The organism is Aquimarina penaris, from assembly GCF_040786285.1.
Lineage (GTDB): Bacteria > Bacteroidota > Bacteroidia > Flavobacteriales > Flavobacteriaceae > Aquimarina.
In genome coordinates, this window is record NZ_JBFMKQ010000002.1 from 929,862 (window position 1) to 944,524 (window position 14,663).

Genomic DNA, 14,663 nt, shown 5'->3' on the forward strand with positions numbered 1-14,663 from the left:
CTACTTCATTTATTCCTAAAATGTGGTGATTCTTCTTCTGTAACATCAATAATAAAGTATTTGGTGTCTCCCAACCACGAAATTTTGGCAAAACGTTCTTTGTATTTCAGCTTTACATATCGTCCTTGAAATTTTTTAAGCTTCTTAATGATATCCTTTTCTTTATCTTCTACAGAAAAACTAAAGATCTGCGCCCCTGATATTCCTTGGCTGATCTCGCCTTCCCAGGTTTTTACAACAACTCCTTTGTTACTAAATTTTATCAGTTCACCACTACGAGTTCCTTCACTATACGAGGCATAATACACAAAAGCGTACCAACCAGCAAAGAGAACCAGAATAGCGATAATAATAATTGCGAGTACTTTTTTCATAGTTATAATGCGTTATACACTTTAGTCATAAATTCATCGATCTGATTAGGTGCTAACCATCTTGTAACCACAAGTAGGTTTTGTTTTTGATCTATTACAATAAAATTACCGCCAAAACCTGCGGCATAAAAGAGATGCTCTGGCAATCCATCCCAATGTCGTGTTCCTTTTTGGTTTAACCACCACATGAATCCGTAGTTAGAATTGGCTTGAGAAGGTGTTGTAGCTTCGGTAATCCAAGCTTCAGATAGCAATTGTTGTCCGTTCCAGTTACCATTATTCATAAATAAAAGGCCAAATCGTGCGTGATCTAGGGTATTAATAAACAATCCACCACCAGAGTGACCACCACCGCTTACCGATTGCATCTTAATGCCATCAATATTAACCCATGAGTTGTTATATCCGTACCATCTCCAGGTAGTAGAAGCACCTATGGGATCCATGACTTTTTCTTTTAGTACCTGTGGTAATGGTTTTCTCCAGACATGCAACAGTGAGTAAGCCAATACATTAACACGAACGTCATTGTATTCAAAAAAAGTTCCTGGCTCATTTAATTTTCTTGATCTCCAATCATCAATACCACCTTCTTTTGGGGGGCGATCGGCCCAATCATACCCTCCCCATAATTGCCCTGACCAATCTGATGATTGCGTAAGTAAATGTCTCCAGGAGATTTTGTGATTATGATCTCCATCAAAAGTATGGTCCCAAATGTAGTTATGGGTAAAGTCATCTACAGAAGCGATTAGTTTTTTATCGATCACCAATCCGGCCATCGTAGATAAATAACTTTTAGTGACACTAAAGGTCATGTCTACACGATTTATATCTCCCCATTTAGCAATGATATACCCGTCTTTGATAATTAGTCCGGCTGGGCCACCTCTTTTTTTAGTAGGCCCCAGGATAGTATGGTACGGTTCTCTCTCAAAACCTTTTAGGATGGCTTGCCGCAAATCTTTAGGGCCAGAATACTCGTTGTTTTTAGCAAACTGTACGGCATTATCCAGCTTTTGAACATCTATTTTAAATTGTGAAGGTGATTTTTCCTGCCAATTTCCTCGCTCTGGGAAATAGGTTTGTTGGGCTATTGTAACTTGAGTGACTATCCCAATCAGAAAAAAAATAAAAATATCTCTTATATACATAGCCGGTTATTAAATACTACTATTTTGTTTTTTTAAGGTTTTTTGAATGATCATAAAAAAGCCTATTAAAAATAATACATATCCCACAAAAGAGATGGCATTTACAACCACACTAACCAATGAAAATAGGTCCATCCCCCATTCCTGTATAAATAAATATAAAAATTGGTTTGCAATGGCTACCAGTAAGATCAGGATGTTGCCTATTAGTATTAAAATGCCGGGGGTCTTGGCATCGGCTTTAGATAAATAGTAGATCGCCAGAATAATAAAAAATAATATAGGGACTATATAAAACAAAATTCCTGTTACCCTAAGTAATATATCGGTGAAGTTAGATTCCATAAGTATTTATTTTTTCATGTTTTGTTTAACCCAATGTTTTTTATTACTCTTCTAACCAGGATAAAAAAACCAATTAAAAACAGCAAAGAGCCTACAAAAGAAAACCCTTGCAGTATATACGTAAATTGTAAGTAGGCCTCGGTACCCCAAATCTTAGCATATAAGGCTCCTACAGTAGTTGCAAGAGTGCACACTAACGAAATAATACTACCGATTAGTAATAAGATGCTATCGGCTTTGGCGCCTATTTTAAACAAATAGTATATACAGATTGCTATAATTAATACTTGCCCCATAGAAGTTAAAAGGCCTAAAAAGATATAGTATAGTGTTTCTGTAAGGCTTGGTTCCATAATTATTTTAGTTAGTTATCCTCTTCCTCGGTAGCTCTTTTAATGATAGCTTCTGGTAACGATTTCTTGGCTTTAGCACCCATTTTCTTAAGCTTTTCGACGCTGGTGATCAAATTTCCGCGACCATCTACCAATTTATTCATCGCAGCAGAATAATCCTTCTTAGCATCATCGATTTTTTTACCTACACCGGTAAGGTCTTTTACCAGTCCTTCGAACTTATCATATAAAGCTCCTGCTTGTCGAGCGATTTCTATAGCATTACGTTGTTGTTTTTCGTTATTCCACATGGTATCAATGGTGCGCAATGTGGCTAGTAGCGTAGAAGGGGTAACGATTACTATGTTTTTCTCAAAAGCCTTGTTGTATAGCTTATTGTCCTGGTTGATGGCTATGGCAAAAGCAGGCTCTATAGGTACAAAGAGTAGTACAAAATCGGGAGACTCTATATCATATAGATCCTGGTAATTTTTTTCTGAAAGTTGATCTACATGGCGTTTTAAAGAGGCAATATGTTCTTTTAGATAATTGGCTTTTAGATCCTCGTCATCTTCATTTACAAAACGCTCGTAGGCCGTTAGGGTTACCTTAGAATCAATCACCATTTTTTTATTGTCTGGTAAATAGATCACAACATCTGGCAATACACGTTCACCCTCTGTTGTGGTAAAGCTTTGTTGTATAAAATATTCACGATCTCTTTCTAAACCCGATTTTTCTAACACCCGTTCAAGTACCAGCTCTCCCCAGTTTCCTTGCATTTTGCTATCTCCCTTTAATGCTTTGGTAAGGTTAGTTGCTTCTTTGCTCATTTGTTCGTTGAGGTCCTTAAGTCCTAATATTTGCTGTCGCAAAGCTGCATGATAATCGATACTTTCTTTATGGGTTTGATCTACCTTTTTTTCAAAAGTAGTGATCTTTTCCTGTAGCGGTGTCAGGATATTTTTGATGTTTTCTTTATTCTGTTCTGTGAATTTATTGGATGTTGAATCCAGGATTTTATGAGCCAGGTTTTCAAACTCTTTAGTAAACTTTTCTTGTAGCTTTTCTATATCTTCTTTTTGCTCTTTGTTTTTGAGTTGAAGGTTTTCATGCTCGGCATTACGACGGGTAAGTTCGGTATTTAGAAAGTCTTTTTCTCTACGAATTTCTTCGCGTTCATGAGTAATTTCTGAAAGCTGTTTTTCTGAACTCAATTTTTGTTCATCAACCTGTAACTGAAGCTGATGATATCGCTCATTTAGGGCACTTTGTTCACTTTTATTTTTAAGTGAAGCAACATATTTGCCAATAAAAAAACCTACGATTATAGAGGTAATAATTGCTCCTACGGCAATAATGATCGGTGTGTATTCTTGCATGTACTCTTATTCTTTATTCAAAGATAAAGATTTATGGGTTAGCAGGAAGTGAGTTTGCGAGTATCTGTATAAGGGATATAAATTACTATTAAATATAAGGTTATTATACTTACTATGTCTAGTTCCTCACTTTATACCGACCTGATTTTTCGTCAAACAGGATCAGATCTTCAGGAAATAAGCCCGAAAATGCCCTTGCTTGTACCAATTCTTTGGGTCTTCCGAACTCAAAGCCGTCTTGATTCATTACGATCATTTTATCGCATAATTGTATCGCAAAATCAATTTCGTGTGTAGAGAATAATATGGTTTTTTTAGTTTCGAAAGCCAAACGTTTTAAGAGCTTTAAAATATAAGCTTTATGGTATATATCTAGATGTGTTGTGGGTTCATCTAGCATAATAAAAGGAGTGTCCTGGGATATGGCACGAGCAATAAGAACCTTTTGTAACTGCCCGTCACTTAGTTCAAAACACCTTTTGTTTATCAAATCCGATATGTGAGTTAATTCTATAGCCTTACGTACTTTTTCCAGATCTTCTTCTGCCATTTTACCCACCCAATTGGTATAGGGTTGTCTTCCTAAAGCCACCAACTCATATACAGTTAAGTTTTTTGAAGCTATTTGTTCGGTTAACACGATACTCAATTGAGCAGCCAGTTCGATAGATTTGTATGAGGAGAGTTTTTTGTCAGATAAATAGATACTACCATGTAATGCAGGTTGCACACGGGATAAGGTACGAAGTAAGGTTGATTTTCCGATTCCGTTAGCACCTACCAAGCCTATGAGTTCTCCTTCGTGTAATTTTAAATTAATATCGGCAGCAACCACATACAGTTCTTTTTTGGTGCGGTAACCAATAGAAAGATCTTCGGTTTTTAGTACGATATTTGGATTTTCGAATTCGATAGGCGTTTGTTTTTAATGTTCGGGTTTTTGTTTATCAAATATAGACAATAGAATTTAACTCGTTCTAGTATAGAGTAACGCGGGTGTTTAAAAACTTCAGTCCTGGTATTTTGTTGAAATAACCTCTCAACTACGCTGGAGGTGACACAACACAAAATACTTGTCTTCGGCTTGATTGTAGATATCAAAAACCATTAAGATCACAATACATCGCGATACAATTCTTCTTTTGGTAGAATCACTTGATGTAACGTCGTGTTTAGAAATCTAAGTAACAAATTTAATAGGATATAGAAACAGGTTTATGCGTTCTTTGTAGCTGTTCTATATTTTCTTTTGCGTAAAAAGGAAAACAAGAATCCAAATAGTCCTAAAATTAATAATGGAACCAGGATATTCATCGTCTGCCAAAAAGCTTTATTAGCCACTACTTTTTCTATATTTAAGAACGGAATGTTGATTTCTTTACTTCGTACTTCGATAAGTCCAGAATCATCTAATAAGTAATTTACGGCATTTAGTAAAAACTCCTTATTGCCATAATTCATGTTCATATACGGGTCAAAACCTAATGCTATAGGTTGTCCTTTTCTAATGCTATTTTTAATCACATCGCCATCGGCTATAACAATCATTTTTGTAGTCTTGCCCGTATCTTTATTTGCATCAATTTTAACAGGTTTTACCCTGTTTTTGTAGGTAGATTTAAAATTTCCTTCTAATAATACGGCAAGGTTCTGCGGGCCTTCATTATAACTCTCTAAATCTGGTTTTTTTCTAATGATATCCAGTCTCATTTCTTTGGGAACCCCGTCTAACTTTGATTTACTTGAACTGGTTAATAAAACCGTCTTTTTTATATTGTTTTTTAGGGTGTCGATCTGGTTAGAAAACTCAAATTTTACAGATTCTATATTTTTTACAATGGGGTGATCACTCGTGCTTTTTGTTAGGGAACCATAAAACCAAGGATATGGGGTAAATTGTGTTTGATTACCTTCTCCCGAGGCTAATACTAAAGGAGCAGAATACAAATCATTAACAATAACAGGGTTAACTCTAACGCCATAAGAAAATAATGCATCTCCTAATCGCAGGTCTTGCATAATGGCTACCGAAGCACCTTCGGGATTCATTAGGCTATCAATTTCCATAGCTGTTGATTCTAACAACCATAACGATTTTCCTCCGTTCATAATAAACTGATCCAGCACATATTTCTCTTTTTCAGAAAAAGGTGTTGTGGGTTTGGCATTAATAACCATATCAAATTTCTGAAGCTCCTGTAGTGTTTTTTGAGGATTACCAGCTACCGAATCTAGTGTAAAAGCTCCAACAAAATAGTAATCCTGAAGGGTTTTGATAAAATCAGCAATTTTAATGTCTGGCAATTGTCCATTACCTTTTAATACGGCGATTTTTTGTTTTTTAGGGTGAAGAAGTTTAGTTAACCCGTCTGCAAAAGCATATTCTAATTGTTGAATAGAATTATTGACGCGTTCTTCTGAAGTTGCCCCGATTGTATTTTTAATTAAAGAGATCTTTACGCTTCTGTTTTGGTAACTCAAAATTGCCCAGGGTACCACCGTTTCAATTTCTGTTTTTCCACTTTCTTGTACTCTCACTTCCATAGGAGTAAGACCAAAACGTTGTAATTCTGCAATGGTTTGCGAACGTAGTTCTTCTTCGGCTAAAGGGTTGGTGAAAATGTGTTTTATATTAGAGTTTAACGCATTAAACTCTTCTAGTATCTGTTTGGTTTCGGTTTGTAAACGTTTAAATTCTGAAGGAAAATCTCCTTCTAGCAGCACATCAATTACTACCGGAGCTGCGGCTTCTAAGACTAAGTTTTCGGTAGCTTCAGATAAAGTGAATCTTTTGTCTTGGGTGAGATCTAAACGAGTATAGCTAGCGTTTCCGAATAGATTAATAAGTATAATCAAAACCAATACTAAGACGAAGGGCTTGATTTTTTGTTTTTTAGAACCTCTATGAAGAACAAGACTGGTTAAAACCACAAAAAGCAGGATAATACTTAAAAAGTAGAATACATCTCTTGTATCAACGATACCCTGACTCATGCGTTCGTAATGCAACTGCATTCCCAATTGTTCGAAAAAATTGCCTGTTGTACCTAAAAAATCATAAGTAGCCATACCGCTAAATCCAAAATAAAAGATAAAACAGATAAATAGTGCCACCAAAAAAGCTACAATCTGATTATTGGTAATAGAAGAAGAAAAGATACCAATTGCGGTATATGAAGCACCGAGTAGTAAAAGCACAATATAGGATCCTATGGTACTCCCGATATCTAGATTACCAACGGGGTTTCCTAATTGGTAGATCGTAATTACGTACAGCAAGCTGGGGACTAAAGCAATGATAATAAGGGATAAGCTACCCAAATATTTGCCTAAGACCACCTGCCAACTTTTAATTGGTTTTGTAAGCAGTAATTCTAAGGTTCCTTGTTTTTTTTCTTCGGCAATACTTCGCATTGTTACCGCAGGTATAAGGAGTAATAATATCCACGGTGCAATTTGAAAGAAAGGAGAAAGATCGGCAAATCCACTATCTGGAATATTAAATTGCCCTTTAAATACCCATAGAAAAAGTCCGTTAAGGATTAAAAAAATGGCAATAACAAGATATCCTACTACAGAGGAAAAAAAGGTATTTATTTCTTTTCGTATTAATGCGAACATATATTTTTTTCAGGTTTCAGGTTTTCCCTTCGACAAGCTCAGGGTGACAGTTGGTTTCTGGTTTCTGGTTTCTGGTTTCGGGTTTTTCTTGAAACTTTAAACTTTATGTACACTCCAGGCTTCGGGTTTTTGATTAAACTTGTTTTTGGTATTGGCCCAAACACCTTTGAATAACGCAGAGTTTCTGTAGTTATTGAGATGTTCTTCAGATTCCCAATGACTATAGGTAAAAAACTGATTAGGCTGATTGATGTCTTGTAATAATTTGACATGGCTACATCCTTCAAAATTTTGAATTTTATCTTTATTTTGTTCAAAAATCGCTATAAAGGCGTCTATTTGATCGGGAACAAACCCCATTTTTACTATTCGTTCAATCATTTTTTTCAGAGTATCAAAGCGGCAAAGTTACAAAGTTTTAATGTTTATTATGATTGCGTTAAGGATAGCAGCGGCATCCTTTTTTTATTGTATCCTGAGGCTCTCGAAGGATATGATAAAAAAAGATACAGCGAATAGCCTGCCCGAACGCTCAACTCACAAATACTAACTAACAAAAAAAATACTTACTCAAAACTAATACTCACCGTATCCCTATAATGCAATCCAAAAAGACTAGAGGCACCGCCCACCGTTTTAGGGTTACTTTTATAAATAGCCAATTCTAAATAGCCCGAAGAGTTAAAAATAGCTAGTTTTTTACCATCTTCTTCGCGCTTGCTTTTTTCAATTTCAAAATTAATGGCGTCGCTATATCGTTGGTATACATTTTCGAATACTGCAGTACGGGCGGTAATCTTAAATTTTCTGCCTTTTCCAATTTCTTCAAAAAGCTTTCGGGTGATATTAGTCACTAAATTTCCGTAATTATCTATATAGATAATGCTTCCTACAATCTGTTTGTTCCCCACATTTACAATAGGAGTAACCCCTGTAATGGTCTTAATTTCGGTAATGGTTTTGCCAATAACATCAAGAGTACCTCCTCGGGCGATATGGCAGGCTACCGTTACAAATACATCTAATACAGGAAAATTAGATACAATAGCATCATGGATATTAATCTCTACAATCTTCTCGGGATTAAATTCTGAAGTGATTAAACAGATTAATCCATTATTAGCACAGATAAAATAATGTCCATCTAATTGTACGGCAATATGTTTGTTTTCGGGATTAAGTTCGCTATCAATACCTATAATATGAATACTTCCTTTTGGGAAACTTTTATAGGCATTTTGTATGATATAGGCCGCTTCTGTAATATGAAATGGTGAAATCTCATGCGAAATATCAACAACCTTGGCCTCGGGTAATTCGGTATAAATAGCTCCTTTAACCGCAGATACAAAGTGATCTTTGATTCCGAAATCTGTAGTTAAGGTGATAATTGGCATGTACAATAATTGTTAATATCTTTTAACTGTAAGCGCTTAAAAATATGTAAATTTGTTTTGAAGTTCTTTGAAGTCTTTCTTTGAGTTGCAAAATGATAATAAAACCATCTTTTTTATGGTTGTATATACCATAAAACCGCATTGAGATCTTATATGAGATCAAATCCGTTTTAAAATATCATTTTGTTTTCCCGGCAAAAGACTTAAAACAACTTTAGCAAACTTAGTCAATCCTTGAAAAAAATCATACTAAAATTCGTATAGCTTTTGAACGAACTTATCATTGAACTAACAGAGATCAATCCGAGAGAATTTTTCGGACTTCAGAATAGTAATATTCAATTATTAAAAAAATACTTTCCTAAGTTAAAAATTGTAGCAAGAGGTAGTAAAATGAAAGTGTATGGAGACGAAGACATGCTCGAAGAGTTTGACATGCGTCTAAATATGCTTCTTGAACACTTCGGGAAATACAATAAATTAGATGAAAATATAATCGAGCGGGTACTCACCAGTGAGAGTGAAGCTGATTATGCAACATCTGCAATTAGTGGAGAAACGTTGTTGCATGGAGTAGGAGGCAAGCTTATTAAAGCGCAGACTGCTAATCAGCGAAAATTAGTTGAATCTTCTAATAAGAATGATATGGTTTTTGCTGTTGGCCCTGCCGGAACAGGAAAAACTTATACGGGAGTTGCTTTAGCGGTAAAAGCGCTGAAAGAAAAACAAGTTAGACGCATTATTCTTACTCGTCCTGCCGTAGAGGCTGGAGAAAACCTTGGGTTTTTACCAGGAGATCTTAAAGAGAAGTTGGATCCATATATGCAACCGCTATATGATGCTTTGCGTGATATGATTCCAGCCGAAAAGTTAGACAGTTTTATTGAAAAAGGAATCATTCAGATTGCTCCGATGGCATTTATGCGAGGAAGAACCTTAGATAATGCATTTGTGATACTTGATGAAGCTCAGAACACTACTCATGCACAAATGAAAATGTTTCTAACCCGAATGGGTAAAAATGCAAAGTTTATTATTACAGGGGATCCTGGACAAATAGATTTACCAAGAAGAGTAACCTCTGGTCTTAAAGAAGCACTACTTGTACTTAAAAGCGTTCAGGGAATTGGTATGATCTATCTTGATGATAAAGATGTTATCAGACATAAATTGGTGAGAAAAGTAATTTCAGCATATAAGGAGATTGAACATAGAAATGGATAATGTAGTTTCATATTTTAAGTTTTTAGTTCCAAGTTGTAATTAGAAACCTGAAACCTGAAACCTGAAACCTATAGAATGAATACAATAGTAGATACAAACTATAACTTTCCTAATCAAAAATCGGTGTATAAAGGAAAGGTAAGAGAAGTATATAATATCAATGATGATCTTTTGGTCATGATTGCTACAGATCGATTATCTGCATTTGATGTAGTGATGCCAAGAGGGATTCCTTTTAAAGGGCAAATCCTAAATCAAATTGCTACCAAAATGATGAAAGCAACAGAAGATTTAGTGCCTAATTGGTTAATAGCCACCCCTGATCCTAATGTAGCTGTGGGGCACCTTTGTGATCCTTTTAAAGTAGAAATGGTAATCAGAGGGTATCTTTCTGGTCATGCCTCTCGAGAATACAAAGCAGGAAAACGAATATTATGTGGTGTGGCAATGCCCGACGGAATGAAAGAAAATGATAAATTTCCCGAACCTATCATCACACCGTCTACCAAAGCTGATAATGGCGAACATGATGAAGATATTTCTCGCGAAGAGATTCTTGCAAAAGGAATTGTTAGCGAAGAAGATTATTTGGTTCTCGAAGATTATACCCGTAAGCTTTTTCAAAGAGGAACCGAGATTGCTGCAGAACAAGGTTTGATTTTAGTGGATACTAAATATGAATTTGGAAAAACGAAGGAAGGTAAGATCGTTTTAATTGATGAAATACATACTCCTGATTCTTCTCGTTATTTTTATGCCGAAGGATATGAAGAGAGACAACAGAACGATGAACCACAAAAGCAATTGTCTAAAGAGTTTGTAAGGCAATGGTTAATTAGTAATGGTTTTCAAGGCAAAGAAGGGCAACAAATACCAGAAATGACAGACGAATATATACATTCTGTTTCTGAACGTTATATTGAACTTTATGAAAATATTACCGGGGTAGCATTTGTTAAAGCTGATGTTTCTGAAGTAGAAAAACGGATAGAAAAAAATACTCTTGAGTATTTGAAATAAGAGTTAAACATAAATAAAAAGAAGCGGTTGTTACTATGTAGCGACCGCTTCTTTTTTATTGCTAATTAAGCAACTTTGTATTCCAACAATTGTACATTGTCTTGTAAGCGTTCTTTTACAATACTCATCATTCGTTTGTTTAGAGATGATGAATTTAGAGTATAAATACTATACTCTTCTACCGTAAATTGACCGATAATCATTCCCTTAAGACTGTTTCTAAATTTCATGTCTTTTTGGATTGCATTTTCAATAAAGGCCAGTCTTTTCTCAAGTGATAATTCATAAAAAGTATTCTTCCTTTTTTTAATATAGTTTTTGAATACCTGAATTAATAAATCCCCCTGCAATTTTATAATAGGCCGAATTGTTTTGTTCTGAAATTGCTCGTCATTAGACATGTTTTCAGAAACTCTGGCATTTAATAATTGCGGACGTATCGCCAATAAATTTGATTCCCTGTTTTCCATAATAATGAAGGTTTACTAAAATTAGTTAATTGTTGGACTCAAAATTCATGATGTATAGTATAGTTTTTAACTACTTATAAACAATACTATTGTTACGGAATTGAAGTGTTATTATACTCGTTATGCTACAATTTATGTATTCTTTTTTTCTTGAGTATTACCCTAATCATAAGGTATTTATTTAATAAAAAAAGCCCCCGTTAGGGAGCTTTATATAATCACTAAAAGGTTTTTTATTTACTTAAAAATTTGTCTTTATCTAAAATTTCAGCAGGTGTTCCACTTACTTTTTCTATGTATTTATTGAATTTAGCAATTTGCTTGCTGTTTATTTTTTCATATGCTGTTTTAGCGTCATTCAATCTTTTTTCTAATACTCCCATATTTTCTAACTGAGAAAAAGAGGGTTTCTCGAATTGATTTGCTACTTCAGCATATATTTTTGAAAGCTTCTCTCTTAGTTGAGGTTCGGCTTCATCTACATAGTTATCTCCGGTAGTCACTACCAGGGTTTCTTTTAATGTAGTCAACTCTTTAACGACTGCAGCCGCCACTTTACTAGATGCAGGATCACTTTTAGATAAGTTTTCTGCTTTTTTTATGTTTTGATCAATTTTATAGACTAAATAAGCAAGATCTTCCATCTCATCAAATAATTGCTTTGTCGCTTTTTGTTGTGCAATTCGCTCAGCATCTGTAATTAAAGAGGTTGGGTCATTTTGAAGAATAATAGAACTCTCAAACTGTTTTTTTCCTTTTGTAAGCACCACTTTGTAAGATCCAGCTGGTGCCCTGGGAGATGTAAATCCACCAAAAGTAAATGTTTTTCCGGCAGCAACCTTAGGTGCTTTTTTTCTAAAGCTCCAATCTACAATATTGATCCCTTTTGCTTTACCAGGAGTAAGATTTACTACTTCATTACCGTCTTGATCCTGAATTGAAAGTGTCATTTTTCCGAAAGTATGTCGTTTCTTCAGGTAGTAAATGATCTTTGATGAGGTACTTGGATTATCTCCAACAAACTGAAGTTCTGTACTTCCTCCACCAAAACCGCTTTCTTCCTTAATAATAGCAGGCTTAGTTTCAAAAAAATGAACCTCTTTAGCAAGAGCTTCCTGGGTTATTTGTCGTAATGGAGAAATATCATCTATAATAATTACGCCACGACCATGAGTACCCATTACTAAATCATTGGTTTTTTTCTGTAAATCGATAAAATGCACGGCTGCTGCTGGCATGTTATTCGTAAAACGTGACCAGTTTTTACCACCATCTATAGTAATGAATAATCCAAATTCGGTACCTAAAAATAATAAATCTTCATTAATGTAATCTTCTTGGATATTTCTCGCAAATCCTACGATATCATCTGTTGCAAGCGATGTCCACGTTTTACCAAAATCTGAAGTTTTATATACATATGTATTCATATCTCCAGAGGCATGTCCATCGAAAACTGCATATGCTGTACCTTTTTTATGAGTACTTGCCTCTATATGGTATACCCATGTGTTTTTCGGAAGACCCTGTATATTCTCTACTGTATTGGTCCAGGTTTTACCACCGTCTTGCGTTATTTGCACATTACCATCATCGGTTCCTACCCAGATTAACTTTTCATCGAGAGGAGATTCGGCAATAGTAAATATAGTAGTATGTGTTTCTGCTCCTGATTTATCTGTAGAAATACCACCAGACTCTTTATCTTGTTTAGCGGGATCGTTGGTAGTAAGGTCTGGGGATATTTTTTTCCAATTATTACCCATATCCTCACTTACATGTACGAATTGACTTCCCATATAAAATCGATCAGGTTGGTGATTACTAACCGCCATAGGTGCATTCCAGTTAAAACGTAAATCGGCTTCTCCTTTTATAGGTAGTGGCTGTATGTTTTTCGTATAATTTTTATCCATATCATATCTCCAAACATTTTGTGCACCTTGCATTTCAGAATAGATAATACGTTTTGTTGGATGTCTTAATACTCTAAAACCATCGCCAACACCAACTCTATTCCAGTCACGAGCCTCTATACCTCCCGGAGAAGATGAAGGACCCCACCAGGATCCATTATCTTGTAACCCGCCATAGATGTTATAGGGTTCGTCATTATCAACACTAATATGATAGAATTGCGAAACAGGTAGGTTGTCTACCATATCAAAAGTTCCTGCACCATCCCAACTTCTATATACACCACCATCTGTACCTACATATATTCTATCAGAATTATTAATGTCAAACACCACATCGTGTATGTCTGGGTGAAGTTTTGGGGCTCCTGTTAATGGAGTTAAAGCTTTGAAAGTTTTTCCGCCATCACGAGAAATAGAGCCTAAGAATCCGCCTTTAATTAAAATATCAGGATTTTTAGGGTCTACCACAACTCTAGAGAAGTAAAAAGGTCTAACTACTAATTCAAAATCAGAGTTTAATAATTTCCATGAGGCACCGGCATCATCAGAACGATAGAGTCCTTTGTCTTTTTTACTTTCTACTACAGTGTACACAATTTTTGGATTAGAAGGCGCTACAGCAATTGCAAACCTACCCAAGTCACCACTTGGAAAACCATTATGAATTTTATTCCATGTTTTTCCTGCATCAATGGATTTATACAATGCACTATTTGGACCTCCCGAATTAAAACCCCATGCAGTTCTTCTATGCTCCCACATAGAGGCATATAGGATATTGGGATTAGTAGGATCCATTATGAGATCACTGGCTCCTGTTTTTTCATTGGTATAGAGGATCTTTTCCCAGGTTTTACCACCATCAACTGTTTTATAAATTCCTCTTTCTTCACTATCTGCCCATAATGCTCCCAGGACTGCAACATAAATTTCATTAGAGTTCTTTGGGTTGATTTCTATACTACTTATTCGTTCAGAGTTTTCGAACCCCATCTTTTTCCAGTTAGCACCCCCATCTGTTGATTTGTATAACCCATCTCCTATAGAAACACTATTTCGAGTCCAGATCTCGCCTGTACCCACCCAAACAGTATTATCTGGATCATTAGGATCTACAGCAACTACACCAATAGATTGTGCGTGTTTGTCAAAAACAGGAGCAAAGCTTGCCCCTCCATTAGATGATTTCCATACGCCTCCACCGGCAGTACCGGCATACAATATTCTATTGTTTGTTGGATGATTTTCTAGGTCAATTATTCTACCACTCATTAGGGCAGGACCAATTTGTCGAGCTTCTAAATTACCAAAAAGTTCTTTCCCTTTAAGGACAATATCTTGTGATTGCATACTTATAGATAGGAGTATGCTCAAAGCCCCAAAAATAATTTTTTTGTTCATAATTATTCTGATTGATTTGATGTG

Annotated in this window: 13 protein-coding genes; 2 read left to right on the plus strand and 11 right to left on the minus strand. The window is 35.5% G+C overall.

What is annotated here, in order from left to right:
- Positions 1-5: 5 nt before the first annotated feature.
- The 9 genes from ABW637_RS13565 to ABW637_RS13605 all read right to left on the minus strand — a co-directional run bounded on the left by ABW637_RS13565 (position 6) and on the right by ABW637_RS13605 (position 8,605).
- A complete protein-coding gene (locus tag ABW637_RS13565; protein ID WP_367585239.1) occupies positions 6-374 on the minus strand; it encodes a DUF8785 domain-containing protein in 369 nt (122 codons plus the stop codon).
- A gap of 2 nt (positions 375-376) precedes the next feature.
- Positions 377-1,528 (minus strand): serine hydrolase domain-containing protein, encoded by a 1,152-nt coding sequence (locus ABW637_RS13570; RefSeq protein WP_367585240.1) that lies wholly within the window; start codon positions 1,526-1,528, stop codon positions 377-379.
- A 9-nt stretch (positions 1,529-1,537) separates the two neighbouring features.
- The gene (locus tag ABW637_RS13575) at positions 1,538-1,873 is read right to left on the minus strand and encodes a hypothetical protein (RefSeq protein ID WP_367585241.1); all 336 of its coding nucleotides are present in this window, start codon (positions 1,871-1,873) and stop codon (positions 1,538-1,540) included.
- 14 nt (positions 1,874-1,887) lie between these two features.
- Positions 1,888-2,226 carry a hypothetical protein gene (locus ABW637_RS13580; RefSeq protein ID WP_367585242.1) on the minus strand — a complete coding sequence of 113 codons (339 nt, stop codon included), beginning with the start codon at positions 2,224-2,226 and terminating at the stop codon, positions 1,888-1,890.
- Between the two features lie 11 nt (positions 2,227-2,237).
- Complete coding sequence (locus tag ABW637_RS13585; RefSeq protein WP_367585243.1) at positions 2,238-3,587, minus strand: DNA recombination protein RmuC; 1,350 nt, start codon at positions 3,585-3,587, stop codon at positions 2,238-2,240.
- 118 nt (positions 3,588-3,705) lie between these two features.
- On the minus strand, positions 3,706-4,422 hold the full coding sequence (locus ABW637_RS13590) for an ABC transporter ATP-binding protein (RefSeq protein ID WP_367585244.1): 717 nt from the start codon (positions 4,420-4,422) through the stop codon (positions 3,706-3,708).
- A gap of 380 nt (positions 4,423-4,802) precedes the next feature.
- Positions 4,803-7,208, minus strand: coding sequence for a gliding motility-associated ABC transporter substrate-binding protein GldG (gldG, locus tag ABW637_RS13595; protein ID WP_367585245.1), 2,406 nt, complete (start codon positions 7,206-7,208; stop codon positions 4,803-4,805).
- 96 nt (positions 7,209-7,304) lie between these two features.
- A complete protein-coding gene (locus ABW637_RS13600) occupies positions 7,305-7,589 on the minus strand; it encodes a putative quinol monooxygenase (RefSeq protein ID WP_367585246.1) in 285 nt (94 codons plus the stop codon).
- Between the two features lie 185 nt (positions 7,590-7,774).
- Positions 7,775-8,605 (minus strand): SAM hydrolase/SAM-dependent halogenase family protein, encoded by an 831-nt coding sequence (locus ABW637_RS13605; RefSeq protein WP_367585247.1) that lies wholly within the window; start codon positions 8,603-8,605, stop codon positions 7,775-7,777.
- A gap of 267 nt (positions 8,606-8,872) precedes the next feature.
- Here ABW637_RS13605 and ABW637_RS13610 point away from each other — a divergent pair, with 267 nt between their 5' ends.
- Entirely contained in the window at positions 8,873-9,829 is a 957-nt protein-coding gene (locus ABW637_RS13610; protein ID WP_367585248.1) for a PhoH family protein, read from the plus strand.
- Positions 9,830-9,904: 75 nt separating this feature from the next.
- Positions 9,905-10,849 carry a phosphoribosylaminoimidazolesuccinocarboxamide synthase gene (locus tag ABW637_RS13615; RefSeq protein ID WP_367585249.1) on the plus strand — a complete coding sequence of 315 codons (945 nt, stop codon included), beginning with the start codon at positions 9,905-9,907 and terminating at the stop codon, positions 10,847-10,849.
- Positions 10,850-10,914: 65 nt separating this feature from the next.
- Here the strand turns inward: ABW637_RS13615 and ABW637_RS13620 are convergent, their stop codons facing one another.
- A complete protein-coding gene (locus tag ABW637_RS13620) occupies positions 10,915-11,319 on the minus strand; it encodes a glyoxalase (protein WP_367585250.1) in 405 nt (134 codons plus the stop codon).
- A 233-nt stretch (positions 11,320-11,552) separates the two neighbouring features.
- Entirely contained in the window at positions 11,553-14,639 is a 3,087-nt protein-coding gene (locus ABW637_RS13625; protein ID WP_367585251.1) for a WD40/YVTN/BNR-like repeat-containing protein, read from the minus strand.
- Positions 14,640-14,663: the final 24 nt, after the last annotated feature.

What these genes read in the sequence shown, in the direction of transcription:
- ABW637_RS13565 (WP_367585239.1), bottom strand. Translation starts at nt 374, where the DNA reads ATGAAAAAAGTACTCGCAATTATTATTATCGCTATTCTGGTTCTCTTT.
- ABW637_RS13570 (WP_367585240.1), bottom strand. Translation starts at nt 1,528, where the DNA reads ATGTATATAAGAGATATTTTTATTTTTTTTCTGATTGGGATAGTCACT.
- ABW637_RS13575 (WP_367585241.1), bottom strand. Translation starts at nt 1,873, where the DNA reads ATGGAATCTAACTTCACCGATATATTACTTAGGGTAACAGGAATTTTG.
- ABW637_RS13580 (WP_367585242.1), bottom strand. Translation starts at nt 2,226, where the DNA reads ATGGAACCAAGCCTTACAGAAACACTATACTATATCTTTTTAGGCCTT.
- ABW637_RS13585 (WP_367585243.1), bottom strand. Translation starts at nt 3,587, where the DNA reads ATGCAAGAATACACACCGATCATTATTGCCGTAGGAGCAATTATTACC.
- gldG (WP_367585245.1), bottom strand. Translation starts at nt 7,208, where the DNA reads ATGTTCGCATTAATACGAAAAGAAATAAATACCTTTTTTTCCTCTGTA.
- ABW637_RS13600 (WP_367585246.1), bottom strand. Translation starts at nt 7,589, where the DNA reads ATGATTGAACGAATAGTAAAAATGGGGTTTGTTCCCGATCAAATAGAC.
- ABW637_RS13605 (WP_367585247.1), bottom strand. Translation starts at nt 8,605, where the DNA reads ATGCCAATTATCACCTTAACTACAGATTTCGGAATCAAAGATCACTTT.
- ABW637_RS13615 (WP_367585249.1), top strand. Translation starts at nt 9,905, where the DNA reads ATGAATACAATAGTAGATACAAACTATAACTTTCCTAATCAAAAATCG.
- ABW637_RS13620 (WP_367585250.1), bottom strand. Translation starts at nt 11,319, where the DNA reads ATGGAAAACAGGGAATCAAATTTATTGGCGATACGTCCGCAATTATTA.
- ABW637_RS13625 (WP_367585251.1), bottom strand. Translation starts at nt 14,639, where the DNA reads ATGAACAAAAAAATTATTTTTGGGGCTTTGAGCATACTCCTATCTATA.